This window comes from Antarcticimicrobium sediminis (assembly GCF_004348975.1).
Taxonomy (GTDB): Bacteria; Pseudomonadota; Alphaproteobacteria; order Rhodobacterales; family Rhodobacteraceae; genus Antarcticimicrobium; species Antarcticimicrobium sediminis.
Genome location: NZ_SMFP01000014.1, coordinates 1 through 23,917 on the forward strand (window position 1 = coordinate 1; position 23,917 = coordinate 23,917).

Annotated in this window: 23 protein-coding genes and 1 tRNA gene; 15 read left to right on the forward strand and 9 right to left on the reverse strand. The window is 63.0% G+C overall.

Translation table 11 applies throughout. The features are described from left to right. Nucleotides 1–77: transfer RNA gene (locus E1B25_RS17560), tRNA-Ile, on the reverse strand. Between the two features lie 148 nt (nt 78–225). Between E1B25_RS17560 and purM the strand changes: the two genes are divergently transcribed. The 3 genes from purM (at nt 226) to rnd (ending at nt 3,167) form a co-directional block, all read left to right on the forward strand. Next, entirely contained in the window at nt 226–1,272 is a 1,047-nt protein-coding gene (purM, locus tag E1B25_RS17565; RefSeq protein WP_132830904.1) for a phosphoribosylformylglycinamidine cyclo-ligase, read from the forward strand. After that, complete coding sequence (gene purN, locus E1B25_RS17570; RefSeq protein ID WP_132830905.1) at nt 1,269–1,865, forward strand: phosphoribosylglycinamide formyltransferase; 597 nt, start codon at nt 1,269–1,271, stop codon at nt 1,863–1,865. The genes purM and purN overlap by 4 nt, the downstream gene beginning before the upstream one ends. 144 nt (nt 1,866–2,009) lie before the next feature. Next, nucleotides 2,010–3,167 (forward strand): ribonuclease D, encoded by a 1,158-nt coding sequence (gene rnd / locus E1B25_RS17575; protein ID WP_132830906.1) that lies wholly within the window; start codon nt 2,010–2,012, stop codon nt 3,165–3,167. 55 nt (nt 3,168–3,222) lie between these two features. Here the strand turns inward: rnd and E1B25_RS17580 are convergent, their stop codons facing one another. Continuing rightward, nucleotides 3,223–3,738 (reverse strand): hypothetical protein, encoded by a 516-nt coding sequence (locus tag E1B25_RS17580; protein WP_132830907.1) that lies wholly within the window; start codon nt 3,736–3,738, stop codon nt 3,223–3,225. Nucleotides 3,739–3,873: 135 nt separating this feature from the next. Here E1B25_RS17580 and E1B25_RS17585 point away from each other — a divergent pair, with 135 nt between their 5' ends. After that, nucleotides 3,874–4,284, forward strand: coding sequence for a SufE family protein (locus tag E1B25_RS17585; protein WP_132830908.1), 411 nt, complete (start codon nt 3,874–3,876; stop codon nt 4,282–4,284). 52 nt (nt 4,285–4,336) lie between these two features. Here the strand turns inward: E1B25_RS17585 and E1B25_RS17590 are convergent, their stop codons facing one another. Together E1B25_RS17590 and E1B25_RS17595 are read right to left on the reverse strand one after the other, a co-directional pair. Then, complete coding sequence (locus E1B25_RS17590; protein WP_132830909.1) at nt 4,337–5,068, reverse strand: DUF1638 domain-containing protein; 732 nt, start codon at nt 5,066–5,068, stop codon at nt 4,337–4,339. 2 nt (nt 5,069–5,070) lie between these two features. Continuing rightward, a complete protein-coding gene (locus E1B25_RS17595; protein ID WP_132830910.1) occupies nt 5,071–5,772 on the reverse strand; it encodes a corrinoid protein in 702 nt (233 codons plus the stop codon). Nucleotides 5,773–5,979: 207 nt separating this feature from the next. Between E1B25_RS17595 and E1B25_RS17600 the strand changes: the two genes are divergently transcribed. Both E1B25_RS17600 and E1B25_RS17605 read left to right on the forward strand, forming a co-directional pair. Beyond that, nucleotides 5,980–7,062 (forward strand): PA0069 family radical SAM protein, encoded by a 1,083-nt coding sequence (locus tag E1B25_RS17600; RefSeq protein WP_132830911.1) that lies wholly within the window; start codon nt 5,980–5,982, stop codon nt 7,060–7,062. A gap of 82 nt (nt 7,063–7,144) precedes the next feature. Further along, nucleotides 7,145–7,744 carry an SAM-dependent methyltransferase gene (locus E1B25_RS17605; RefSeq protein WP_132830912.1) on the forward strand — a complete coding sequence of 200 codons (600 nt, stop codon included), beginning with the start codon at nt 7,145–7,147 and terminating at the stop codon, nt 7,742–7,744. A gap of 96 nt (nt 7,745–7,840) precedes the next feature. Here E1B25_RS17605 and tkt read toward each other — a convergent pair whose 3' ends face one another. Then, the gene (gene tkt / locus E1B25_RS17610; RefSeq protein WP_132830913.1) at nt 7,841–9,865 is read right to left on the reverse strand and encodes a transketolase; all 2,025 of its coding nucleotides are present in this window, start codon (nt 9,863–9,865) and stop codon (nt 7,841–7,843) included. Between the two features lie 257 nt (nt 9,866–10,122). Between tkt and E1B25_RS17615 the strand changes: the two genes are divergently transcribed. Together E1B25_RS17615 and E1B25_RS17620 are read left to right on the forward strand one after the other, a co-directional pair. Then, on the forward strand, nt 10,123–10,872 hold the full coding sequence (locus tag E1B25_RS17615) for a coiled-coil domain-containing protein (protein ID WP_132830914.1): 750 nt from the start codon (nt 10,123–10,125) through the stop codon (nt 10,870–10,872). Continuing rightward, nucleotides 10,872–11,267: a cell division protein ZapA gene (locus E1B25_RS17620; protein WP_132830975.1), complete on the forward strand. Its 396-nt coding sequence runs from the start codon at nt 10,872–10,874 to the stop codon at nt 11,265–11,267. The genes E1B25_RS17615 and E1B25_RS17620 overlap by 1 nt, the downstream gene beginning before the upstream one ends. A gap of 151 nt (nt 11,268–11,418) precedes the next feature. On the opposite strand, the gene grxD is transcribed toward E1B25_RS17620, so the two are convergent. The 4 genes from grxD to E1B25_RS17640 all read right to left on the reverse strand — a co-directional run bounded on the left by grxD (nt 11,419) and on the right by E1B25_RS17640 (nt 15,519). Continuing rightward, a complete protein-coding gene (gene grxD, locus E1B25_RS17625) occupies nt 11,419–11,781 on the reverse strand; it encodes a Grx4 family monothiol glutaredoxin (protein ID WP_132830915.1) in 363 nt (120 codons plus the stop codon). Nucleotides 11,782–11,830: 49 nt separating this feature from the next. Next, complete coding sequence (locus E1B25_RS17630) at nt 11,831–12,073, reverse strand: BolA/IbaG family iron-sulfur metabolism protein (RefSeq protein ID WP_132830916.1); 243 nt, start codon at nt 12,071–12,073, stop codon at nt 11,831–11,833. Nucleotides 12,074–12,167: 94 nt separating this feature from the next. After that, complete coding sequence (gene purL, locus E1B25_RS17635) at nt 12,168–14,327, reverse strand: phosphoribosylformylglycinamidine synthase subunit PurL (protein ID WP_132830917.1); 2,160 nt, start codon at nt 14,325–14,327, stop codon at nt 12,168–12,170. Between the two features lie 286 nt (nt 14,328–14,613). Next, entirely contained in the window at nt 14,614–15,519 is a 906-nt protein-coding gene (locus E1B25_RS17640) for a LysR family transcriptional regulator (RefSeq protein WP_132830976.1), read from the reverse strand. Between the two features lie 182 nt (nt 15,520–15,701). Here E1B25_RS17640 and E1B25_RS17645 point away from each other — a divergent pair, with 182 nt between their 5' ends. From E1B25_RS17645 to E1B25_RS17675, 7 genes are all read left to right on the forward strand, one after another. Continuing rightward, nucleotides 15,702–19,121, forward strand: a complete 3,420-nt coding sequence (locus tag E1B25_RS17645; protein ID WP_132830918.1) for an indolepyruvate ferredoxin oxidoreductase family protein — start codon at nt 15,702–15,704, stop codon at nt 19,119–19,121. Nucleotides 19,122–19,202: 81 nt separating this feature from the next. Next, on the forward strand, nt 19,203–20,096 hold the full coding sequence (locus E1B25_RS17650; protein ID WP_425358943.1) for a lysophospholipid acyltransferase family protein: 894 nt from the start codon (nt 19,203–19,205) through the stop codon (nt 20,094–20,096). A 6-nt stretch (nt 20,097–20,102) separates the two neighbouring features. Then, a complete protein-coding gene (murI, locus tag E1B25_RS17655; RefSeq protein WP_132830919.1) occupies nt 20,103–20,912 on the forward strand; it encodes a glutamate racemase in 810 nt (269 codons plus the stop codon). A 69-nt stretch (nt 20,913–20,981) separates the two neighbouring features. Continuing rightward, a complete protein-coding gene (gene argC, locus E1B25_RS17660) occupies nt 20,982–22,010 on the forward strand; it encodes an N-acetyl-gamma-glutamyl-phosphate reductase (RefSeq protein WP_132830920.1) in 1,029 nt (342 codons plus the stop codon). Between the two features lie 25 nt (nt 22,011–22,035). Continuing rightward, nucleotides 22,036–22,482 carry a cytochrome c maturation protein CcmE gene (gene ccmE / locus E1B25_RS17665; protein WP_132830921.1) on the forward strand — a complete coding sequence of 149 codons (447 nt, stop codon included), beginning with the start codon at nt 22,036–22,038 and terminating at the stop codon, nt 22,480–22,482. Nucleotides 22,483–22,654: 172 nt separating this feature from the next. After that, nucleotides 22,655–23,266, forward strand: coding sequence for a holin-associated N-acetylmuramidase (locus tag E1B25_RS17670; RefSeq protein ID WP_132830922.1), 612 nt, complete (start codon nt 22,655–22,657; stop codon nt 23,264–23,266). After that, the gene (locus E1B25_RS17675; RefSeq protein WP_132830923.1) at nt 23,257–23,832 is read left to right on the forward strand and encodes a holin family protein; all 576 of its coding nucleotides are present in this window, start codon (nt 23,257–23,259) and stop codon (nt 23,830–23,832) included. Before E1B25_RS17670 ends, E1B25_RS17675 begins: the two co-directional genes overlap by 10 nt. Nucleotides 23,833–23,917: the final 85 nt, after the last annotated feature.

Consider the following 23,917-nt stretch of genomic DNA (forward strand, 5'->3'; position numbering starts at 1 on the left):
TGGTAGGCCCGGCAGGACTTGAACCCGCAACCAAAGCGTTATGAGCGCTCTGCTCTAACCAGTTGAGCTACAGGCCCGCCTGCGTGTTTGGGTATCATGATCGCCGCCCGCGTCAAGACCCACTAACGTCAAACCGGGGCCAAACCGGGATCAAACCATCGTCAAACCGTTGCACAAGGCGGCGCAATCGACTACCCCGCGCGCAACCAGCGAAAGGACCGTCCGATGACGACAGGCAAGAACGGCATCACCTATGCCGAAGCGGGCGTGGATATCGACGCGGGCAATGCCCTTGTCGACCGGATCAAACCGGCCGCGAAACGGACCGACCGCCCCGGCGTGATGAGCGGGTTGGGCGGCTTTGGCGCGCTGTTCGATCTCAAGGCGGCGGGCTACAGCGACCCGGTTCTGGTGGCGGCCACCGACGGGGTGGGCACCAAGCTGCGGATCGCCATCGACACGGGAAATGTCGACGGCGTCGGCATCGATCTGGTGGCCATGTGCGTCAATGATCTGGTGTGTCAGGGGGCAGAACCGCTGTTCTTCCTCGACTATTTTGCCACCGGCAAGCTGGAAACCGAGAGCGCGGCGCGCATCGTCGAGGGCATCGCCGAGGGCTGTGTGCAGTCTGGCTGTGCGCTGATCGGTGGCGAGACGGCGGAAATGCCGGGCATGTATCCGAAAGGCGATTTCGACCTTGCCGGATTCGCGGTCGGCGCGATGGAGCGCGGCACCGCGCTGCCTGATGGGGTGGCCGAGGGCGATGTATTGCTGGGGCTGGCCTCCAACGGGGTGCATTCCAATGGCTATTCGCTGGTGCGCAAACTGGTCGAGATCTCGGGGCTGGGCTGGGAGGATGCCTGCCCCTTCGCCGAGGGAAGCCTTGGCGCGGCGCTGCTGACGCCGACTAGGCTGTATGTGACGCAGGCGCTGTCGGCGGTGCGTGCGGGCGGCGTGCACGGGCTGGCCCATATCACCGGCGGCGGGCTGACCGAAAACCTGCCGCGCGTCCTGCCCGAGGGGCTGGGCGCCGAGATTGATCTGAACGCTTGGGAGCTGCCTCCGGTGTTTCGTTGGCTGTCCCAGACCGGCGGCATGGTCGAGGCCGAAATGCTCAAGACCTTCAACTGCGGCATTGGCATGATCGTGGTCTGCGCCGCCGATCGGGCCGCCGCGCTGGAAGATCTGCTGACACAGGCTGGCGAGGGCGTGTCGCGTCTGGGTACCGTGACGGCCGGGGAGGGTGTGAGCTACACCGGGGCCTTGTTGTGAGTCACAAGCGTGTGGCGATGCTGCTTTCGGGCGGCGGATCGAACATGGTCGCGCTGGTCGACAGCATGACCGGCGATCATCCCGCGCGCCCCTGTCTGGTGCTGTCGAATGACCCGCAGGCGGGCGGGCTTGTCCGTGCGGCCGAACGCGGGGTGCCCACGGCGGCGGTGGATCACCGCCCGTTCAAGGGCGACCGCGCCGCGTTCGAGGCCGAGTTGATGAAACCGCTGTTGGAGGCCGAGCCGGACATCATCTGTCTGGCCGGGTTCATGCGGGTTCTGACCGCCGGTTTCGTAGCCCAATGGCAGGGTCGGATGCTGAACATCCATCCCTCGTTGCTGCCGAAATACAAGGGGCTGCACACCCATGCCCGCGCGCTGGAGGCGGGGGACGGCGAACATGGCTGCACCGTGCACGAGGTGACCCCGGCGCTGGACGATGGACCGATTCTGGGTCAGGCGCGGGTGGCGATTCTGCCCGGCGATACCCCCGAGGATCTGGCGGCGCGGGTTCTGGTGCAGGAACATCGCCTGTACCCTGCGGTTCTGCGCCGCTTTGCCGCGGGCGACCATTCCCCGATTTTTCTGACCTGACCGGGGCCTGAACCGGGCCTGCGGGCGTCCATTTGCAAAGCCGCGACGAAGGGCGTATCACAGCCTTGCCCCGTGAGCGGGCAGGGGGGCTGCTTCGTCGTGCGCTCTCTCAATTATCGACAAAAAACATAAGAAGCGCCCTTGATGAAAACGCTGACCACGACGCAGGAGTTGCAAGACTTTTGCGATACGGCCCGGACCCACCCATACGTGACCGTCGACACCGAGTTTCTGCGCGAGCGAACGTATTTCTCCAAACTCTGTCTGGTGCAGCTGGCGATGCCGGGCGACACCGACGAAAATGCGGTTCTGGTTGATCCGCTGGCCGGAGAGATGTCGCTTGAGCCCTTGTACGAGCTCTTTCGCGATGAAAGCGTGGTCAAGGTCTTCCACGCTGCAAGGCAGGATCTTGAGATTTTTTGGGTCGATGCGGGCGTGTTCCCGAAACCGTTGTTTGACACGCAGGTGGCGGCGATGGTCTGCGGCTTCGGCGAACAGGCGGGATATGAAACCCTGGTGCGCAAGATCGTGCACCAGCCGGTGGACAAGACCTCGCGCTTTACCGATTGGTCGCGCCGACCGTTGAGCGATGCGCAAAAGACCTATGCCCTGGCCGATGTGACCCATCTGCGCCGGGTCTATGAGTATCTTGCCGAGGAGCTGGATAAATCGGGTCGCAGCCATTGGGTGACCGAAGAGCTGCAGATCCTGACCGATCCGGCGACCTATAACGTTCGCCCGGAGGACGCCTGGCGGCGGGTCAAGACGCGCACCAGTTCGTCAAGGTTTCTGGCGATCGTGCGCGAACTTGCGGCCTTTCGCGAGACCTACGCGCAGGAAAACAACGTGCCGCGCAACCGGGTGTACAAGGACGATGCCTTGGTTGAACTGGCCTCGGTCAAGCCACAGACCCATGCGGATCTGGGCGGTCTGCGCCTGCTGCTGCGCGAGGCGCGGCGCGGGGTGATCGCTGAGGGTATCCTCGCCGCGGTCAAACGCGGGATCGATTGCCCGACCGCCGATATGCCGCAGCCGGACCGCAGCCGGGAAAAGCTGCAGGTGAACCCGGCGCTGGCCGATCTTCTGCGGGTGCTGCTCAAGGCCAAGACCGAAAGCGCCGGGGTTGCGGCCAAGCTGATCGCGCCGAGCAGCGATCTGGATTCCATCGCGGCGGGGCAGCGCGATGTCGCGGCCTTGAAAGGCTGGCGGCAGGAGGTGTTCGGCGCCGATGCGCTGCGCCTGTGCGAGGGCAAGGTCGCCCTTGCGGCCAAGGGCCAGACCGTTCGGGTTATCGAGCTTTAGCCCAGACAGCCCGAGTCATCGAACTTTAGCGAAGGTTTCTTCTGCGGCGGCGCGTTTAGCGTCGCCGCGTGCTGCGCACATTGGCCTCACCGGCGACACGAACCTCGCGGATGTCGCCAATCTCTTGCTTGGTCATCGAATGGGCGGCGCGCACGGTGCGCGAAAAGTCGGTGCCGACCCGCGTTGGCCGTTCAGGATAGACCACGCGGAACGACAGCGACAGGATGCCCTCGGCCTCTTCCTCCGGGGTGGTGACCGGGCGCAGCTCTACCTCATAGGGGCCCTGACGTGTTGCCAGCCCCTCGGCATAGATGATGACGCCGGTGCTGGTCTGTTCGACCCGCAGCTCGGTCACCTCGGCGATGGGGACGGTCATATCCACCTTTTCGGGACGCGAGAACATGCCGCGCTGGGTCGCGGGGATCAGCGGGTTGGTTTCCTCGACCGGCTGCACCCGCTCGGAGCGGCTTTTGCCAAACCAGTTGCCGGGGTTGAGGCGCGAGCCGCTCCAGCTGCCACAACTGGCGAGCAACATGCTGGAGACCAGCAGGACGGTCAGAGGTTTTTGCATCATACCCAGTCTCGTTCTAAATCGGTGCACCCCGGTTACCGCATCCGCGCGCCGTTGAAAAGCCGCAAGCCGGGTCTGGACAGCCCCGCAGGTGCGGCATAGGTCAGGGGCAGGCTGCAATCCCAGGAGCATCAGATGGCGACACCCGCATTTGAAGAGATTGTCGAGGATTTTGAATTTCTCGAGGATTGGGAGGATCGCTATCGCCATGTGATCGAACAGGGCAAGGCGATGCCCCCGTTGGATGACGCGCTCAAGGTGCCCGCGACCAAGGTGGATGGCTGCGCCAGTCAGGTCTGGCTGCACCCGATCATCGAGGATGGAGTGTTTCGCTTTGACGGCGACAGTGACGCGATGATCGTGCGCGGGTTGGTCGCGGTTTTGCGCAAGCTTTACAGCGGGCTGCCGCTGGCCGAGGTGCTAAAGGTCGACGCCCGCGCCGAAATGGCCCGCCTCGGGCTGAATGACCATCTTTCGGCGCAGCGCTCGAACGGGGTGCGCTCGATGATCGAACGGATTCGCAAGGTCGCGGCCGAACACGTCTGAGGCCTGGGCAGGGCGGGCCGTTGCCTGCTTTTCGGTCTGCGGGACCGGCCTGTCAGGGTGAGGGTGTCGGGCGCTTTGCCCAGCCGCGCAGCGTCGTGTCCAAATCGCCATAGCCGGTGAATCGCCGCTCAAAGATCAGGCCAAGCTTTTCGGCGCAGTCGCGGGCCTTTTGCGTCAGCGCTGGGTCATCGGTCTGCGCCTGATAGACCAGCTTGGTATAGTTGCCGAAGTACAGCTCCAGCAATTCCGGGTGTCGGTCCAGCCGGAGCGGTTTCCAGACGAAGGCATCGAACTGGCGGACCAGAAAATCGGTCAGGTAAAACGCCGTCGCCTCGTCATGGGCTGCGAAACGCGCGTTGCCTTCAAAGAAGGAGTAGCAATGCGGCCCTTCGACCATCTTGACCCCGAGCCGGTCACAGGCGGATTTGAGCCGCCCACCGGTGCCGCAATCGGCATAGACGACATAGATATCATCATAGCTGCGGCGGTGCTCGGTGATGGCCGCCTCGACCGCTGCGGGGATGGACTCGGGGTGATTGTGCAGAATCGCTGGCAGGCAGGCCAGATCCATATGGTCCCAGCCGTTCTGCGCCTTGAGGTCGAGGATCTCGCGCGCCAGCGCGCCGCAGGCCAGCAACAGCACGCGCCCGGGTTTGCGCGCGAGTTTGCGCTCTGGCGCAGCAAGCCCGGAGTCGGTCAGGGACTGATCCGAAAGGCCGGTGGTGGCGCGCGGCGGCGCATAGGGCCGCCGCGTGGGGCGGTCGACAGAGCGCCGCCGCACCATTGTCAGGCGCTCATCGCGTTATGCCGGCGCGCGATATGGTCCTTGGCGGTTTCCACCGCGACAGCGGCATCGCGGCAATAGGCATCGGCCCCGATGGCCTTGCTGAATTCTTCGTTCAGCGGCGCGCCGCCCACCAGAACGATGTAATTGTCGCGGATGCCCTGTTCGATCAGCGTGTCGATCACGACTTTCATGTAGGGCATCGTCGTGGTCAGCAGCGCGGACATGCCAAGGATGTCGGCCCCTTCGGCGTCCAGCGCCTCCAGATAGCCATCGACCGCGTTGTTGATGCCCAGATCAACCACCTCGAACCCGGCGCCCTCCATCATCATGCCGACGAGGTTCTTGCCGATGTCGTGGATATCGCCCTTGACGGTGCCGATCACCATCTTGCCCACGCGCGGTGCACCGGTTTCGGCCAGCAACGGTTTCAGGATCGACATGCCGCCCTTCATCGCGTTGGCGGCCAGCAGAACCTCGGGCACGAACAGGATGCCGTCGCGGAAATCATTGCCGACGATGGTCATGCCGCCGACCAGCGCCTCGGTGAGAACCCGGTACGGGGCCCAGCCGCGCCCAAGCAGGATGTTCACGCTTTCCATGATCTCTTCCCTGAGACCATCGTAAAGGTCGTCGAACATCTGTTGGACGAGTTCGTCGTCGTCGAGTTCGCTCAGGATGATGTCTTCTTCTTCTTCGGACATGCGATGCGGTTCCTTGACTGGCGGGATGATCCCGGTTGGTCCGTTTTACTCTTTCTTGCCAGATGAGTGCGCGCGCACTTCGATATTTGCGACACCCGCGGCCCTGCAACCGACCATAGGGGGAAAAATGCGGAATTGATAATGAGCATTTCGCAGGAAGAACATGGGGAGATTGCATTTGTTCCCTTTATGTTCTAACCCGGAGGCATGAGCTGTGAAACTCCCATTGATCCGGCCCGGCGCAAAGCGCGCGGTGTGGCCAGCAACCCCTCCGGTCGGTTCGATCTGGCCCGCAGCGAGACGCATGACGGTTGGGACGTCGGGGAGGAGCCGCAACCGTCGATCCGCACCGAGGTGCGCGACGAGGTGGTCAAGACCGCGATCAGCTATAATCGGTCGCCGGACCTGCCCTTTGACCGCTCGGTGAATCCCTATCGCGGCTGCGAACACGGCTGTGTCTATTGTTTCGCGCGGCCAAGCCATGCCTATCTTGGGCTGTCGCCGGGACTGGATTTCGAAACCCGACTGCTGGCGCGGCCCGGCCTGCCAGAGGTGCTGGCGCAGGAGTTGAGCGCGCGGCGCTACAGGGTGGCGCCGATCGCCATCGGCACCAACACCGACCCCTATCAGCCGTTGGAGAAAGACCGTGCCATCACCCGCGCGGTGCTGGAGGTGCTGGCCGCGTTCAATCATCCGGTTGCGATCGTCACCAAGGGCACCGGGATCGAACGTGATCTGGACCTGCTTGCGCCGATGGCGGCCAAGGGGTTGGTGCGGGTCGGGGTCTCGGTCACGACGCTGGACGCGGGGCTTTCGCGTCGGATGGAGCCGAGGGTGCCGACCCCGGCGCGGCGGTTGCAGACGATACGTCGGCTCACCAATGCGGGGGTGCCGGTGCGGATCATGATCTCGCCCATCGTGCCGGGGCTGACCGATCACGAGGTCGAGGCGTTGCTGGTGGCCGGGCGCGATGCGGGCGCAGATGCGGCCAGTTGGATCATGTTGCGCTTGCCGCGCGAGGTGTCGCAGTTGTGGCAGGACTGGTTGGCTGAACATGAACCGGGGCGGGCGGAAAAGGTGATGGCGCGGTTGCGCGAGATGCACGGCGGGCGCGACTATGATCCGCGCTGGGGCCACCGGATGCGCGGCGAGGGGGAATATGCGCAGATGATCGCACAGCGGTTCAAGGCGGCGGCGCGGCGGGTCGGGCTGGACGCTGCGACGCTGCCGCTGCGCTGCGATCTGTTCGCCGTGCCACCGCAACCGGGGGACCAGATGTCGCTGTTTTGATCCGGCGTCTTGATCCTTGGCGGCGCGGGGGCCACATCCTTATGCAACGGGGTGTATGCGGACTGAAGATCGGGGGGCAGGGATGTCGTTTTGGGATAAGCGCTATCAACGGGACGGCTATCTGTTCGGGACAGAGCCGGCGGAGTTCGTTCGCGAACAGGCCGGGGGGTTGGCGCCGGGGTCCCGCGTGCTGTGTCTGGCCGATGGCGAGGGGCGCAATTCGGTGCATCTTGCCGGGCTCGGACATGATGTGACGGCCTTTGACGCCTCTGTCGTGGCGCAGGACAAGGCCCGCGCGCTGGCGGCGGACCGGGGCGTTTCGGTCGCCTTCCACCACGCGAGGATCGAAGACTGGGATTGGAGCCAGACCTATGACGCCGTGGTCGGTGTCTTCATCCAGTTCGCGCCGCCGGATCTGCGCGACCGTCTGTTCGGCTGGATGGCACAAGCGGTGGTGCCGGGCGGGCGGGTTATGCTGCACGGCTATGCGCCGCGACAAGTGGGCTATGGCACCGGCGGACCGGGGGTGCCCGAAAACCTGTATACCGAGGCGCTGTTGCGCCAGGCGTTTGAGGGTTGGGAGATCCTGCGATTGGCAGATTATGACCGCGAAATTGACGAGGGGCCGGGACACTCCGGACGTTCGGCGCTGGTCGATCTGGTGGCGCGCAAGCCGGTTTGAAGAGGGCGGCGGGTCACTCAGCGTATGAAATGAAAAGCGCGTGAACGAAAAGAGGGGCCGCTCGGGCCCCTCTCTCATGCGTTAATGTGCGCTGGCTTACTTGCCGAGCAGCGCCTTGACTTTGCCAGCCACGGCCTCGGCGGTGATGCCGAATTTTTCGTACAGAACATTGGCCGGTGCCGAGGCGCCAAAGCCCTTCATGCCGACGAAATCGGCTTTGGCCTCGCGCCCGCGTTCGCCCAGCAGCCAGCGATCCCAGCCCCCGGCGCGCACGGCGGCCTCGATCCCGACGCGTACCGGACCCGCTGGCAGCACCTTGCGGCGATAGGCTTCGTCCTGTTCGGCGAACAGCTCCATGCAGGGCATGGAGACCACACGGGTGCCGATGCCTGCGGATTGCAGCAGCTCACGCGCGACCATCGCGATGGAGACCTCAGAGCCGGTGGCGATCAGGATCGCCTCGCGCTTGCCCTCGGCCTCGGCCAGAACATAGGCACCCTGCGCGGTCAGGTTGTTCATCTTGTGCTCGAGCCGCACGGTGGGAACCCCCTGACGGGTCAGCGACAGCACGCTGGGCGTTTCCTTCGAGGACAGCGCAAGTTCCCAGGCCTCGGCGGTTTCCACCGTGTCGGCGGGGCGGAACACATAGGTGTTGGGCGTCGCGCGCGAAATAGCCAGATGTTCCACCGGTTGGTGAGTCGGGCCATCTTCGCCCAGCCCGATGCTGTCATGGGTCATGACAAAGACGGTCGGAATGCGCATCAGCGCCGCCAGCCGCATCGCCGGGCGGGCATAGTCGGTGAAGGCCATGAAGGTGCCGCTGTAGGGGCGCACGCCGCCATGCAGCGCCATGCCGTTCATCGCCGCCGACATGCCATGTTCACGGATGCCCCAGTGGATATAACGGCCCTTGCGGTTTTCCGGTGTGAAGATGCCAAGATCGGCGGTTTTGGTGTTGTTCGATCCGGTCAGATCGGCCGAGCCGCCCACGGTTTCGGGCATCAAGGGGTTGACCAGTTCCAGCACCATTTCCGAGCTGGCGCGGGTGGCCAGCTTGTGCTGGGATTCGCTGGCCTGCTTCTTCAGCGCGCGGATGGTTGCGCCAAGCCGCTTGGGCACGTCGCGGGCATAGGCGCGGTTGAATTCGATCTGGCGCCGCTCGGACAGGCCGGCAAAGCGGACCTCCCAATTGGCACGCTCCACCGCACCGCGTTGGCCGATACGCTCCCATTCCTGCTTGATGGTGTCGGGAATGGTGAAGGGGGCCGCGGTCCAGCCATAGGCGGCCTTGGCATCCTCGATCAGTTTCGAATCGGTCAGCGCGCCGTGGCCCTTGGAGGTGTCCTGCGCCGAAGAGCCCAGAGCGATATGGGTCTTGCAGGCGATCATCGACGGTTTCTTTGTCGCCTTGGCCTTGGTGATCGCGTCATCAATGGCCTCGGGGTCGTGGCCGTCGATCTGCTGCACGTGCCAGCCCGAGGCGCGAAAGCGCGCGATCTGGTCGGTGCGGTCAGAAAGATCCACGGTGCCGTCAATGGTGATATTGTTGTTGTCCCACAGCACGATCAGCTTGCCCAGACGATAGCGCCCGGCGAGGCCGATGGCCTCTTGGCTGATGCCTTCCATCAGGCAGCCGTCGCCGGCGATCACATAGGTGTGGTGATCCACGACCTTGCGGCCATAGCGGGCGCGCTGGATTTCCTCGGCCATGGCAAAGCCGACGGAATTGGCAAGGCCCTGACCCAGCGGGCCGGTCGTGGTTTCGATCCCCGGTGCGTGGCCGTATTCCGGGTGGCCGGCGGTGATCGCGCCCCATTGGCGGAAATTCTTGATCTGCTCCAGCGTCATCTCCGGATAGCCGGTGAGATAGAGCAGCGAATAAAGCAGCATGGAGCCATGGCCCGCCGACAGGATAAAGCGATCGCGGTCGGCCCAGTTCGGGGCCGAGGCATCGAACTTCAGGTGTTTTTCATACAGGACGGTGGCCACGTCGGCCATGCCCATCGGCATGCCGGAATGGCCCGAATTGGCGGCGGCGACCGCATCCAGCGTCAGTGTCCGGATGGCGGCGGCTTTGTTCCAGTGATCGGGATGGGCGGTGCGCAGGGCGGTCAAATCCACGAGTGTTTCCTCTGGCGTTGCGGGCAGATAGGCCGCTCAATAGCAGCCGGGGGCCAAAGATCAAGCTTGGGGGCAGCCCATCGCGTGGTATAGGTCAGGTCCATGGCCCAAGTGCTTGAAACCAAAGGGGGGGTATTTTGCCCTCGGTTTCGCTAGACTGGACGGCAACCGGCAACCGATGCGATTCGGGGCGGCAAATGCTGCCCGGTCTGGACCCGGCGACGTGGTGGAACCAACCGCATGAGAAGGTAAGGGGCATGAGCCAGTTAAATGAATTAGAGAGCCGGATCACGGCCGCGATGGAGCGGATTCAGGCGGGTCTGGGGGCGTTGTCTGATCGCATGTCCGAACAGGCGTCCGATCTAGCGTCGGGTCTTGCCACGGCTGACAAGGACTCGGCGCAAGAGGATGTTGCACGGGCCGAGGCGCTGGCCGAAGCGCTGGAGGAGGAGAAGCTTGCCACGGCCCAGCTTGAAGAGCGGCTGAAACAGATCAAGGCCAAGCATGGCGAAGAGATCGCGGCGCTGGAAGCGCAGATCGCCGGGGCTGGCGAGGCGGAGGCCCTGCGCACCGAGGCCGAGGCCTTGCGCACCGAGAACGAGGACTTGAAGGCGCTGCTGGCCGATACGAGCGAGGTTGTTGAGCTGAAGCAAGAGGTTGCGCGGCTGACCGTTGCGCTTGCCGAACGCGATCAGTCCGACGTGGCCGCGACAGAGGCGCTGCAGGCGCAACTGGCCAAGCAGGCCGAGACCGCAGCGCGGCTTGACATGGATGTGCAGCGCCTGCGCCAGTCCAACGACCAATTGCGCGAGGTCAACGCGACCCTGCGCGAGACAAATCAAGCCGCAGTGGGCGAACCCGCCCTGATCAACAAGGCCATGCTGGCCGAGTTGGAGGGGTTGCGCGCAATCCGCGCAACCGATGCGGCCGAGGCCGGCGCGATTCTGGCCCGGTTGGAACCATTGCTGGCCAATGCCGTGAGCCTGCCAAAAGGGGAGGATGAATGATGCCTGAGGTCACGATCCATATCGGCGGGCGCGATTTTGAAGTCTCCTGTCAGGAGGGCGAGGAAAGCTTTCTGCACTCGGCCGCCAAGATGCTCGATGACGAGGCGCGGGTCTTGTCAAACCAGATCGGGCGCATGCCCGAAGGGCGGATGCTGTTGATGGCCGGGCTGATGCTGGCGGACAAGACGGCGGCGGTTGAAGACCGGATCAAGGAGGTCGAGGCGCAACTGGCCGAACGGGAGGGCGAGTTGGCCCAGATCCGCTCCGCCCCCGCACCGGAGCCTGAACGGATCGAGGTGCCGGTGGTTCCGCATTCGGTCACCGAAACGCTGGCCGAACTGGCCGCGCGCGCCGAGGCGCTGGCTGCCGAGGTCGAGGAAAAGACGGTGGAGTAAGGCGCTCCGCGCGCATTCTGGCGATGTCCTTGCAGACCGGCGTGGGTCTGGCGGGGCCTCGTCCGCGCAACAATAAGCAACAAAAAAGGGGGCCGCGCGGCCCCCTTTTCGTCTTTTGGGATCGTGTCGTCTTGCGGGATGGCGCGCCCGATCAGGCGTTGGCTTCCCGGATCTTTTCTGCGGCGTCCTTGTCATAGGTGACGCCCTTGGTCTCAAACAACTGGTCCAACTCGCCGGACAGCATCATCTCGGTGATGATGTCGCAGCCGCCGACAAATTCGCCCTTGACGTAAAGCTGGGGGATGGTCGGCCAGTCGGAAAACGACTTGATTTCCTGACGGATCTCATCGTCGGCCAGAACGTTCACATCGGCATAGTCGATGCCCATGTAGTTCAGGACACCGGCCACGCGGCTGGAAAAGCCACATTGCGGCATGTCCTTGGTGCCCTTCATGTAAAGCACCACGTCGTTTTCGGTGATGGTGTTCTGGATGCGGTTTGTTGCGTCGGTCATGGTCTAGATCTCCGTTCGGGAGGGGGGGCTGGAGAGGGCTCGGACAGGATCAGTCCGGGACCTTGGTGGTCAGCGCCAGCGCGTGCAGTTCGCCATTCGCGCCGTCCATCTTGCCTTTGAGCGCCGCATAGACGGCGCGTTGCTGTTGTACCCGGTTCTTGCCGCGAAAGCCTTCGTCGATCACCTCGGCGGCATAGTGGTTTCCGTCGCCCGCCAGATCGGTGATGGTGATCTTGGCGTCGGGAAAGGCGGTGCGGATCAACGCTTCGATATCGTGGGCCTGAATCGCCATTCGGGGCAAACTCCTGTTGGTGTTGGACCAGATGTAGGGCGATGGCGGCTGGCGCGCAAGACGCAGCCGCGCATCCCGGTTCGGGAAAAAGAGATCACCCCAGAGCGTTTTCAAAGCTGCTGCGGTAGATCGCAGACAGCTCTGCCAGCGGGGCTTCGGAGCTGTCGAAACGTACATTTTCACCGGTGAAACGCCCAACCGAGACAATCGGCACCCCGAGCTTGCCCGCTTCGATCATCAGCGCCTCGGCCTGATCGAAATTGCAGGCGATGAGGTAGCGGCCCTGATCCTCGCCGAACAGGGTCTCGGTCGCGCCCATGTCCAGATGTACGCCAACGCCAGAGCCTTCGGCCAGTTCAAACGCGGCCAGCGCAAGACCGCCGTCAGAGAGGTCGGTACAGGCGGTGATCAGCGCGCGGTTGGCGCGGATGAAATCGCCGTTACGCTTTTCCGCGTCCAGATCAACCGTGGGGGCATCGCCGTCTTCGCGGTTGAAGACCTCGGCCAGCAGGGCGGACTGGCCCAGATGGCCATGGGTTTCGCCCACCAGCAGGGTAACATGGCCTTCGCGCACGGTGGTGCCGATGACATCGGCTTCGCTGGCGATCAGACCCACGGCGCCAATGGTGGGGGTGGGCAGAATGCCCTCACCGTCGGTTTCGTTATACAGCGACACGTTGCCCGACACGATCGGCATGTCGAGTGCCAGACAGGCGGCGCCGATGCCTTTGATGGCGCCGACAAGCTGGCCCATGATCTCGGGCTTTTCGGGGTTGCCAAAGTTCAGGTTGTCGGTCGAGGCCAGTGGCGTGGCCCCAACGGCGGTCAGGTTGCGATAGGCCTCGGCCACCGCCTGCTTGCCGCCTTCGACCGGATTGGCGCGCACGTAGCGCGGCGTCACGTCCGAGGTGAAGGCCAGCAGCTTTCCAGTTTCATGCACCCGCACGATGCCAGCGCCAAGCCCCGGATTGCGGGCCGTGTCTGCCATCACCATGGTGTCGTATTGTTCGTAGACCCATTGTTTCGCCGCATAGTTAGGCGAAGAAATCAGCGCACGCAGCCCGTCAATCGGGTCGATCTGGGGCACGTCGGCCAGCGGTTCGGCCGCCGGTGTTTCCACCCAAGGCCGGTCGTATTCCGGCGCGGTGCCCGACAGCGCCTTGAGCGGCAGGTCGGCCATTGTCGTGTTGTTGTGCATGACGAGAAAGCGATCCTCGGCAATGGTTTCGCCGACGATGGCAAAGTCGAGATCCCATTTGTCGAACACCGCGCGCGCCACGTCCTCTTTTTCCGGGCGCAGCACCATGAGCATGCGCTCTTGGCTTTCCGACAGCATCATTTCATAGGCGCTCATGTTCTCTTCGCGGCAGGGGACCTTTTCCAGATCCAGTCGCACGCCCAGATCGCCCTTGTCGCCCATCTCGACGGCAGAGCAGGTCAGACCCGCCGCGCCCATATCCTGAATCGAGATCACCGCGCCGGTTTGCATCAGCTCCAGCGTGGCCTCCATCAGGCGTTTTTCGGTGAAGGGGTCACCGACCTGAACGGTGGGGCGCTTTTCCTCGATGGTGTCGTCGAATTCGGCGCTGGCCATGGTGGCGCCGCCGACGCCGTCGCGCCCGGTTTTCGCGCCGAGATAGACCACCGGCATGCCCACACCGCTGGCGGCGGAGTAAAAGATCTTGTCGGTATCGGCCAGACCGGCGGCAAAGGCGTTGACCAGACAGTTGCCGTTATAGGCGGCATGAAAGCGGACCTCGCCGCCGACGGTGGGTACGCCGAAGCAGTTGCCATAACCCCCGACGCCCTCGACCACGCCATGCACCAGACGCTTGGTCTTGGGGTGATCCACCTCGCCAAAGCTCAGCGCGTTCATCGCGGCAATCGGACGCGCGCCCATGGTGAAGACATCGCGCAGAATGCCACCAACCCCGGTCGCCGCGCCTTGATAGGGTTCGATATAGGACGGGTGGTTGTGGCTTTCCATCTTGAACACCACCGCCTGACCGTCGCCGATATCGACGATGCCAGCGTTTTCGCCCGGGCCGCAGATGACCTGCGGGCCAGAGGTCGGCAGGGTGCGCAGCCATTTCTTGGAGGATTTATAGGAACAGTGTTCGTTCCACATCGCCGAGAAGATGCCCAACTCGGTAAACGTCGGTTCGCGCCCGATGGTGTCGAGGATGCGGTTGTATTCGTCGGAATTCAGGCCGTGGCTTTTGATCAGGTCCGGAGTGATTTTTGGCTCTTGCATCGCTGGTGCATCCCCGCATGGCGTCGTTTGCGCCCTAATAGGGCAACGGCAGGTTGGGGGAAAGGGTCTAGCGTGTCGCGCGTCTCGTGATCGCGCAGGGCCAGATGCCGTGGGACAAAAAAAGAGGCCGAGCACTAAGCTCGGCCCAAGTCCAACAGGGAGGTATGAAGATGATGAGCAACTAAGCACCATCGCCTTCGAGTGCTGATTTAGGGATCGCTTTATGTACGTTCAAGCGCAATTATGTCGTGACGGTTGAAAATCGGCTATGCGCTTGGCGCATGGCTTAGATTTTCCCAAGTTGCCGGAGCTGCTTGCGGTGCGAGATTATCTCGTCCTGCACGAAATCGCGGAAGGCGGAAATGCGTTTGGAATGGCGCAGCTCCTCGGGGTAGGCGAGGAAAACGGGCACATCGGCGGACTCGATTTCGGGCAGGACGCGCACCAGATGCGGGAAGTCCTCGGTCAGGTAATCGGGCAGGGCGCCGATGCCCAGATCGTGCAGCACCCCCTGCAACACGCCGAAATAGTTGTTCACCATCAGCATGGAGTGCGGGTTGTTCGCCATCAATTGCTGGACCAGCGAGGCCCCGGCCCCAACTTGTGGGGCGTTCGGGTTCTGGCAAACCAACCGGTGATCGGACATATCTTCGATATCTTCGGGCATGCCGTTGCGTTCCAGATAATCCCGCGACGCATAAAGCTGCATCTGTACGGTCATCAGCCGTTTGCGGATCAGGTCGGCCTGGCTGGGTTCCTTCATGCGGATGGCCACGTCGGCCTCGCGCATGGGGAGGTCGAGCACGCGTTCTTCCAGCATCAGGTCGATCTTGAGATCGGGGTACTTCTCGTACAGTTTGGTCAGGCGCGGTGCCAGCCACAGGGTGCCGAATCCGGTGGTGGTGGTCACCTTGAGTTCGCCGAACACTTCTTCTTCGCTGTCGCGGATGCGGGCCGAGGCCGCCTCTAGCCGTTTGCTCATGGCGCGGGTGGCGTCGAACAGCAGTTCGCCCTGTTCGGTCAGAATCAACCCGCGCGCGTGGCGGTGGAACAGCGTGCTGTTCAGTGATTCTTCCAGCGCGCGGATTTGCCGACTGACGGCCGATTGCGACAGGTTCAACCGTTCGCCGGCATGGGTCAGGCTGCCCGCGTCTGCGACCGCATGAAATATTCGAAGCTTGTCCCAGTCCATATCCGTCACTTTCGTTCGCAGGCTCGCGCGCTATGAGTAATTCCGCGGCGTCTAACACGCCCTCTCGTCCTTGGTAACAGATCTTTGGTAACAGATTGGTGGGAAAACTCTGTTCAGGTCAATGTTCTTGACCTATTATAGATGTAAATGTTGCAAACTGATCAGACGTTGGGAGGCGCCGAATGAGTACGCAAAAGATTTCACTCAACGACCGTTTTGACCTGGAGAAATCTCCGGTCCTGTTGAATGGGACACAGGCCCTGGTCCGGTTGATGTTGATGCAAAAGGCGCGCGATGCGGCGGCCGGGCACAATACCGCCGGGCTGGTCACCGGGTATCGTGGCTCGCCGCTGGGGGCCGTTGATCTGCAGATGAGCCGCGCCGCCAAGCAATTGACCGCGAGCGATGTGACCTTTCAATACGGTCTGAACGAAGATCTGGCGGCGACCGCGCTTTGGGGCGCGCAGCAGGCCGAGCTTCGTGGTGAGGGCAAATACGACGGTGTCTTTGGCCTGTGGTACGGCAAGGGGCCGGGGGTGGACCGCTCTGGCGACGTGATCCGGCATGCCAATATGGCGGGCACCTCGCCCTTGGGCGGTGTGGTGATGGCGATGGGGGACGACCACACGGGGGAGTCCTCGACCGTGTTGCACCAGTCGGAATGGGCATTGATGGATGCCTATGTGCCGATCGTAAGCCCGGCCGGGGTGCAGGAGATCTTGGATCTTGGCATCTATGCCTTTGCCTTGTCGCGGTTTTCCGGTCTTTGGGTCGGCTTGAAGACGATGAAGGACACCATCGAGGTGACCTCGGTCGTTGATGGCTCCCCGGACCGGGTGCAGCTTGTCACGCCGCAGTTCGACATGCCGGCGGATGGGCTGAATATCCGGCTGGTCGATGAGCGCACGATCCAGGAACAGCGGCTGATCGACGTCAAGCGCTTTGCTGCCGAGGCTTTTGCCCATGCCAACAAGATCGACAAGCGGGTCTGGGGCAAGCCGGGGGCCAAGATCGGTCTGGTGGCGGCGGGCAAGAACTGGCTCGATCTGCAGCACGCCTTGTCGCTGTTGAATATCGACGAGGCCGAGGCTGAGCGTTTGGGGATCACCACCTACAAGATCGCGCAGGTCTTTCCGCTGGACATGAAGGGGTTCCACGACTGGGCCGAGGATCTGGATCTGGTCGTGATCGTAGAGGAAAAGCGCAAGCTGATCGAGGTGCAGGTCAAGGAGGCGATCTTTGACGACCGCCGTGGTCGGCGCGTCTATGGCTGGTACAAGGGCGGCGCTGGCGGCATGCACCGCGAAGAGCTGTTCCCGACCCGTGGTGCGCTTGACCCGATCATGATCGCTGAAAAACTGGGCGGAATCCTGATCGAAGAGGGGCGCGAGACCGATGGCGTCCGCGCCGGGCTGCAGGCGCTGAGCGATGCGCGCCGCAACGACAACGCCGAAGAGATCGCCAGTCGTCTGCCCTATTTCTGTTCCGGCTGCCCGCATAACACCGGCACCAAGATTCCCGAGGGCAGCCGCGCCTATGCCGGCATCGGTTGTCATTTCATGGTGCAATGGATGGACCGCAACACGCTGGGGTTCACCCATATGGGCGGCGAGGGGGCCAACTGGATCGGTGAGGCGCCGTTTTCCAACACGAAACATGTGTTCCAGAACCTTGGCGATGGCACCTATAACCACTCTGGCGTTCAGGCGATCCGCGCAGCGCTCGCTGCCGGAACGACCATCACCTACAAGATCCTGTTCAATGACGCGGTCGCCATGACCGGCGGGCAGGACAACGAGGGCGGCCTGACCGCGGCGCGCATCGTGAACGAGCTCAAGGCGATGGGGGTCAAGACCCTTGCCGTTGTCTATGATGAAAAGGAAGACGTGGATTTCAAGGCGCTGCCCGCAGGCGTGCCGACCCATGAGCGCGCCGAGCTGATGCAGGTGCAGGAAAAGATGCGCGAGGTCGAGGGGGTCTCGGCCATCGTTTATATCCAGACCTGCGCCGCCGAGAAACGCCGCCGTCGCAAGCGTGGCACCTTTCCCGACCCGGACAAGCGGGTGTTCATCAATACCGACATCTGCGAGGGCTGCGGCGATTGCGGGGTGCAGTCCAACTGTGTCTCGATCGTGCCGAAAGAGACCGAGCTGGGGCGCAAGCGGGCGATTGATCAATCATCGTGCAACAAGGACTTTTCGTGCATCAAGGGCTTCTGCCCGTCGTTCGTGACGGTGCAGGGGGCCAAGATCCGCAAGGAAGCGACCACCGATCTTGACCTGCCGCATCTGCCACTGCCGCAACTGCCGCAGATTTCGGGCACCCATAACGTGGTGATCACAGGGGTTGGCGGCACTGGGGTGGTGACCATCGGCGCGGTGCTGGCGCAAGCGGCCCAGATCGACGGCAAGGGCGCAGGCATGATGGAGATGGCCGGGCTCGCCCAGAAGGGCGGCGCGGTGCATATCCATTGCCGCATCGCCGAGAAGCCAGAGGATATCAGCGCGATCCGGGTCGCCACCGGCGAGGCCCATGCGCTGATCGGCGGCGATCTGGTGGTGAGCGCGGGGGCCAAGACGCTTGGCCTGATGACCACGGGGCGCAGCGGCGCGGTGGTCAACAACCACGAGATCATTACCGGCGATTTCACCCGCAACACCGAATTCACCATCCCCACCGACCGGCTGTCGCTGGCGCTGGAGGCCCGGCTTCAGGATCGGGTGTCGCTGTTCGATGCCTCGGAACTGGCGCGGGCCACGATGGGGGATTCGATCTATTCCAACATGATGGTGTTTGGCGGCGCTTGGCAGCGGGGGCTGATTCCGGTCAGCCATGAGGCGATCACCCAGGCGATCGAGCTGAACGGCGCAGCGGTGCAGCGCAACCTGCGCGCCTTTGAGATCGGACGCTGGGCGGTGTTGCATCCGAAAGAGGCGCAGGCGCTGTTGACCCCCAATGTGGTCGAGCTGCCGCAATCGCTGGATGAAAAGATCGCCTATCGCGCCGAACATCTGCTGGCCTATCAGGGCAAGCGGTTGGCCAAGCGCTATGGTCGGATGCTCGATGGGATCGAGGACAAGGGGCTCAAGGAGGCGGTCGCGCAGGGCTATCACAAGCTGTTGGCCTATAAGGACGAATACGAAGTTGCGCGGCTGATGCTGATGAACCGGGACAAGGCCGCGGCCGAGTTCGACGGCGATTTGAAGCTTACCTTTCACCTTGCCCCGCCGATTCTGGGCGGCAAGGACGCCGATGGGCGGCCGAAAAAGCGCGAATTCGGCGAATGGATGCTGGGGCCGCTCAAGCTGATGGCGCGGATGAAGGGGCTGCGCGGCACGCCGCTTGACCTGTTCGGCTATTCCGCCGAGCGCAAGATGGAGCGGGCGCTGATCAAGCAATACGAGCGGGACATGAAAGAGGTCTTGGCCAAGATCACGCCCGAGACCCGCGATATCGTCGTGGCGCTGGCGCTGCTGCCGTTGCAGATCCGGGGCTTTGGCCCGGTGAAACTGGCGAACGAGCAGAAGGCGGCCAAGCGGCGGGAAGAGCTGTTGGCGGCCTTTCGCCAAGGCGGGCCAGAGATGAAGGCGGCGGCGGAATAGAGGTGTCACAGAAGCGTCACCGGTCCTATGCAAAACCGTCAATCAGCGTAATCTCACGCTGACCGGTTCGGAGCGCTTCTCATGTCCTCGCCCCTCGTGACCTCGCGTCGTCATATCGCCCGCGATATCACCTATGCCCATTCCGCCGCCACGCGTGGCGGGCGGGCGGTGATCCGCCTGATGGAGAACACCACCGGTCGGCTGCGCCTGATCCGGCGCGCCGATGGCTATGAAAGTGCTGTCGCGGCAGGGCAGGATTTCTGGTCGGTGATGGTGGAGCGCTATGGGCTGACGCTGGATGTGGTGGGCGGATCGCTGGAGAATATCCCGCGCGAGGGGCCGCTGATCCTGATCGCCAATCACCCCTATGGCATTCTTGACGGGCTGATGATGGGGCATATCCTGAGCCGGGTGCGGGGCGATTTCCGTATCATGGCCCATAGCGTGTTCCGCCGCGCCGAGGATATCGAGCGCGCGATTCTGCCAATCAGCTTTGACGACACCCGCGAGGCGATGCGCGAGAATCTGGCAACCCGCAAGACGGCGTTGGAGTATTTGGGCACGGGCGGGGCAGTCGGGATATTTCCCGGCGGCACGGTCAGCACGGGGGCGAAACCGTTTTCGCATCCGATGGACCCGGGCTGGCGCGGCTTTACCGCGCGCATGGTGGGCAAATCGAAGGCCACCGTGGTGCCGGTGTTTTTTGATGGCCACACCAGCCGATTGTTCCAGATTGCCAGTCACCTGCACAGCACGCTGCGTATGGGATTACTGCTCAAGGAGTTTCGCAAACGGGTCGATACGCCGGTTCGGGTGGTCATCGGCGCCCCCATTGGGCGCGACATCCTCGACCCGATGGCGGGGGAGACGCGTATGATGATGGATTTCCTGCGCAAAGCGACGTATGAGCTGTCTCCAGAACCGCTGAAATCATACGATTACGGCTTTGAATTCGAGGAACGGCATCGCGCCTGATACACCATGGCAGTAGGCATTTTCGATTCCGGACTGGGCGGGCTGACCGTCCTGGACGCCGCGCAGAAACATCTTCCCGAGGTGGAGTTTCTGTATTTCGCCGACAGCGCCCACGCCCCCTATGGCGTGCGTGATGCCGAGGACATCTATCAGCTCACCAAATCCGCGGTCGAGAACTTGTGGAGCCGGGGCTGTGATCTGGTGATTCTGGCCTGCAACACCGCCAGCGCCGCCGCCCTGCGCCGGATGCAGGAGGCGGGCGTGCCCAAGGGCAAGCGGGTGCTCGGTGTCTTCGTGCCGCTGATCGAATCCCTCACCGAACGGCAGTGGGGCGACAATTCGCCTCCGCGTGAAGTGGCGGTCAAGACCGTGGCGCTGTTCGCCACGCCCGCGACAGTGGCGAGCCGCGCCTTTCAACGCGAGTTGGCCTTTCGCGCCATCGGCGTCGATGTGGAGGCGCAAGCCTGCGGCGGCGTGGTGGATGCCATCGAAGAGGGTGACATGATCCTCGCCGAGGCGTTGGTGCGTTCGCATGTGGAAGCGCTGAAACGCAAGATGCCGCTTCCCGAGGCCGCGATCCTTGGCTGCACCCATTACCCGCTGTTGCAGCAGGTGTTTCAGCAGGCACTGGGGCCGGATGTGACGGTGTATAGTCAGGCCAATCTGGTGGCCAGTAGTCTGGCGCATTATCTGAACCGACACCCCAACATGCAGGGCGATGGCGCCAGCGGTTTCCTGACCACCGGCAATCCTGCGCGGGTAAGCGACCATGCCGCCCAGTTCCTGCGACGACCGATCACCTTTGAGCAGGCGTGATGCGCGAAGCTATTTTCGCCAACACGTTCGAGATGAAACACTTTATATACAATAGGTAAGAGGGCGAAGATGACCCATAACGTCGCCATTCTCGGGGCCAGCGGTTACACCGGGGCCGAGCTGGTCCGCTTGATCGCCCAGCACCCCAATATCGACATCAAAGCCCTGTCGGGCGAGCGCAAGGCTGGCATGGCCATGGCCGATGTGTTCCCGCATTTGCGCCATATGGATCTGCCGATCCTGTGCAAGATCGACGAGATCGACTTTTCGCAGATCGACCTGTGCTTTTGCGCGCTGCCGCACAAGACCAGCCAAGAGGTGATCGCGGCGCTGCCCAAGGATCTCAAGATCGTCGATCTGTCCGCCGATTTCCGGCTGCGCGATCCCGACGAATACGAGAAGTGGTACGGCAACAAACATGCCGCTTTGGCGCAGCAGGGCGAGGCGGTCTATGGGCTGACCGAGTTCTACCGTGACGAGATCCGGGGCGCGCGGCTGGTGGCCGGAACCGGCTGCAACGCCGCGACCGGGCAGTTTGCCCTGCGCCCGTTGATCAGCGCCGGGGTAATTGATCTGGACGAGATCATTCTGGATCTGAAATGCGCCGTCTCCGGTGCTGGGCGCTCGCTCAAGGAAAACCTGCTGCATGCAGAGCTGAGCGAGGGCTATAACGCCTATGCCATCGGCAGCACGCACCGGCATCTGGGCGAGTTCGATCAGGAGTTTTCCAAGCTGGCCGGGCGACCCGTCAAGGTGCAGTTCACGCCGCATCTGATGCCGGTGAACCGGGGGATTCTGGCCACCGTCTATGTCAAGGGCGACGCGCAGGTGATCCATGACACGCTGGCGGTGGCCTATGCCGATGAGCCCTTTCTTCAGGTGCTGCCGTTTGGAGAGGCGCCGAGCACGCATCATGTGCGCGGGTCGAACTACTGCCATATCGGGGTGGCGGCGGATCGCATTGAAGGCCGTGCCATCGTCTTTGCCGCGCTGGATAACCTGACAAAAGGTAGCAGCGGTCAGGCGTTGCAAAATGCCAACTTGATGTTAGGTGAGAAGGAAGAGGAGGGGCTGACCATGGCCCCGCTGTTCCCGTAGGGGCAGATATCGGGATAGGGTGGCAATGAGAAATCTGAAGAAAAAGCGTCGTATTCAGGTCATCGTGTTGGCCGCCGTTGCCTTGACGGCCTCGACCGCGCTGATCGGCTATGGGATGCGCGACGGCATCAATTTCTTCCGCGCCCCCAGCCAGATCGTGGCCGAACCGCCGTCGCCAAACGAGGTGTTTCGCATTGGCGGGCTGGTCGAGGAAGGCTCTTTGATGCGCGGACAGGGCAAGACGGTGCGGTTTTCGGTGACCGATGGCGGTGCCACGATCCCGGTCGTCTTTACCGGCGTGCTGCCCGATCTGTTTGACGAGAAACAGGGGATGGTTGGCACCGGGAGTTACGTGAACGGTGTATTCGAAGCCACTGAAATCCTTGCGAAACATGATGAGACCTATATGCCGAAAGAGGTCGTCGATGCGCTGAAGGAACAGGGCGTCTACGTGGAGCCGGGCGAGAGTTGATCGTGGCCGCGTCGCGCCGCCTCTGACCCTTAATGGGCGGAGCCGTTTGAGCAAGATACAGAGAAGGCCGGGCGCGCATTGCCCGGCCTTTTTCATGTGGCGCACGGTGCTATGAGCCGGTGTTAATCCTTTTGTTGCAGCGTTTCCCCCGTGTTTCGACAGGAGGGCGCGGATGCAGGACGTGCGGCAGATCGCTGAAGAGATCGTGGATCGTGAAGGCGGGTTCGTGAACGATCCCGACGATCCCGGCGGGGCGACAAATCACGGGGTGACGATCCACACGCTGCAACGGCTGGGGCTGGATCTGACCGGCGATGGTTTGGTTGGGGTCGCGGACCTGCGGGCCTTGAGCCGGGCGCAGGCGGTCGAGATCTTCATTCGCCACTATTATACCCGGCCACGCATCGCCGAGATGCCGGGCGCTTTGCAACCGGCCCTGTTCGACATGTATGTGAACGCGGGGTCAAACGCGGTCAAGATCCTGCAGCGGTTGCTGCGCGACATGGGCTATGAGGTCGCGGTCGACGGGGTGATCGGGCCGCAGACCATTGCCGCGGCACAGGATGCGGCGCAGCCTGACCCGGTGGCGCTGCGCGACGCCTATGGGGTGGCGCGGCGCACCTACTATTTCCGACTGGCGGATCAACGCCCGGCGAGCCGGAAATATGCCCGCACCCGGACTGGCGGCAAGGGCGGCTGGATCAAACGGGCCGAGACGTTCCTGTCGTCGCGCTATCATCTGAGCGGCGCAGAGTTTCACGAAAGGGTGTCCGCATGGGGATGATCGTCGATCTACTTTCTCTTATGTTCGGAAATGGACGCAATGGGTTACGCGAAACTGTTGAAGTTTTTCGCGAGAATTCCGAGGCGGGGGCGCAGCGCGGGGCGCAGATGCGGACCGAAGCCCTGACGCAGCTGGGGGCCGAGTTTGCCCGACCGTCTCCGGGCCTGTTCGACCGGGTGATGGATGCGGTCAATCGGCTGCCGCGCCCGGCGCTGGCGCTGGGGACGTTGGGCTTGTTCGTGGCGGCGATGGTCGATCCACTGTGGTTTGCCGCGCGCATGCAGGGGTTGACGTTGGTGCCCGAGCCCTTGTGGTGGCTGCTGGGGGTTATCGTCTCGTTTTATTTCGGGGCGCGCTATCAGGTGAAGCACCAGAGTTTTCAGCGCGAGATCGCAACCACGCTGACCCGGATACCGCAGGTGATGGACAACCTTGCCGCACTTGGGCGGATGCGGGGCGAGGCGCCGGGGGCGGCTGATACCCGTGGAGACGCGCAACTGGCGCTCTCGTCAACACGGTCCGAGCCCAACCCGGCGCTTGCGGAATGGCGGGCAAAACGTGGCTGACGAAACGCGGCTGATAAAACGAGGCAGATAAGCTGCCATCGGGATGCGACAATCTGATCGCTCAGCAGGCCCGAAAGTGATTGGC

Bases quoted from the DNA above. Each gene is read 5' to 3' on its own strand.
- E1B25_RS17600 (WP_132830911.1), top strand. From the start codon at position 5,980: ATGAGCTGTGAAACTCCCATTGATCCGGCCCGGCGCAAAGCGCGCGGT.
- E1B25_RS17640 (WP_132830976.1), bottom strand. From the start codon at position 15,519: ATGGACTGGGACAAGCTTCGAATATTTCATGCGGTCGCAGACGCGGGC.
- murI (WP_132830919.1), top strand. From the start codon at position 20,103: ATGGCAGTAGGCATTTTCGATTCCGGACTGGGCGGGCTGACCGTCCTG.
- E1B25_RS17645 (WP_132830918.1), top strand. From the start codon at position 15,702: ATGAGTACGCAAAAGATTTCACTCAACGACCGTTTTGACCTGGAGAAA.
- E1B25_RS17615 (WP_132830914.1), top strand. From the start codon at position 10,123: ATGAGCCAGTTAAATGAATTAGAGAGCCGGATCACGGCCGCGATGGAG.
- E1B25_RS17670 (WP_132830922.1), top strand. From the start codon at position 22,655: ATGCAGGACGTGCGGCAGATCGCTGAAGAGATCGTGGATCGTGAAGGC.
- E1B25_RS17650 (WP_425358943.1), top strand. From the start codon at position 19,203: ATGTCCTCGCCCCTCGTGACCTCGCGTCGTCATATCGCCCGCGATATC.
- ccmE (WP_132830921.1), top strand. From the start codon at position 22,036: ATGAGAAATCTGAAGAAAAAGCGTCGTATTCAGGTCATCGTGTTGGCC.
- E1B25_RS17605 (WP_132830912.1), top strand. From the start codon at position 7,145: ATGTCGTTTTGGGATAAGCGCTATCAACGGGACGGCTATCTGTTCGGG.
- grxD (WP_132830915.1), bottom strand. From the start codon at position 11,781: ATGACCGACGCAACAAACCGCATCCAGAACACCATCACCGAAAACGAC.
- E1B25_RS17585 (WP_132830908.1), top strand. From the start codon at position 3,874: ATGGCGACACCCGCATTTGAAGAGATTGTCGAGGATTTTGAATTTCTC.
- E1B25_RS17630 (WP_132830916.1), bottom strand. From the start codon at position 12,073: ATGGCGATTCAGGCCCACGATATCGAAGCGTTGATCCGCACCGCCTTT.
- E1B25_RS17590 (WP_132830909.1), bottom strand. From the start codon at position 5,068: ATGGTGCGGCGGCGCTCTGTCGACCGCCCCACGCGGCGGCCCTATGCG.
- purL (WP_132830917.1), bottom strand. From the start codon at position 14,327: ATGCAAGAGCCAAAAATCACTCCGGACCTGATCAAAAGCCACGGCCTG.
- rnd (WP_132830906.1), top strand. From the start codon at position 2,010: ATGAAAACGCTGACCACGACGCAGGAGTTGCAAGACTTTTGCGATACG.
- argC (WP_132830920.1), top strand. From the start codon at position 20,982: ATGACCCATAACGTCGCCATTCTCGGGGCCAGCGGTTACACCGGGGCC.
- E1B25_RS17595 (WP_132830910.1), bottom strand. From the start codon at position 5,772: ATGTCCGAAGAAGAAGAAGACATCATCCTGAGCGAACTCGACGACGAC.
- purM (WP_132830904.1), top strand. From the start codon at position 226: ATGACGACAGGCAAGAACGGCATCACCTATGCCGAAGCGGGCGTGGAT.
- E1B25_RS17620 (WP_132830975.1), top strand. From the start codon at position 10,872: ATGCCTGAGGTCACGATCCATATCGGCGGGCGCGATTTTGAAGTCTCC.
- E1B25_RS17580 (WP_132830907.1), bottom strand. From the start codon at position 3,738: ATGCAAAAACCTCTGACCGTCCTGCTGGTCTCCAGCATGTTGCTCGCC.
- E1B25_RS17675 (WP_132830923.1), top strand. From the start codon at position 23,257: ATGGGGATGATCGTCGATCTACTTTCTCTTATGTTCGGAAATGGACGC.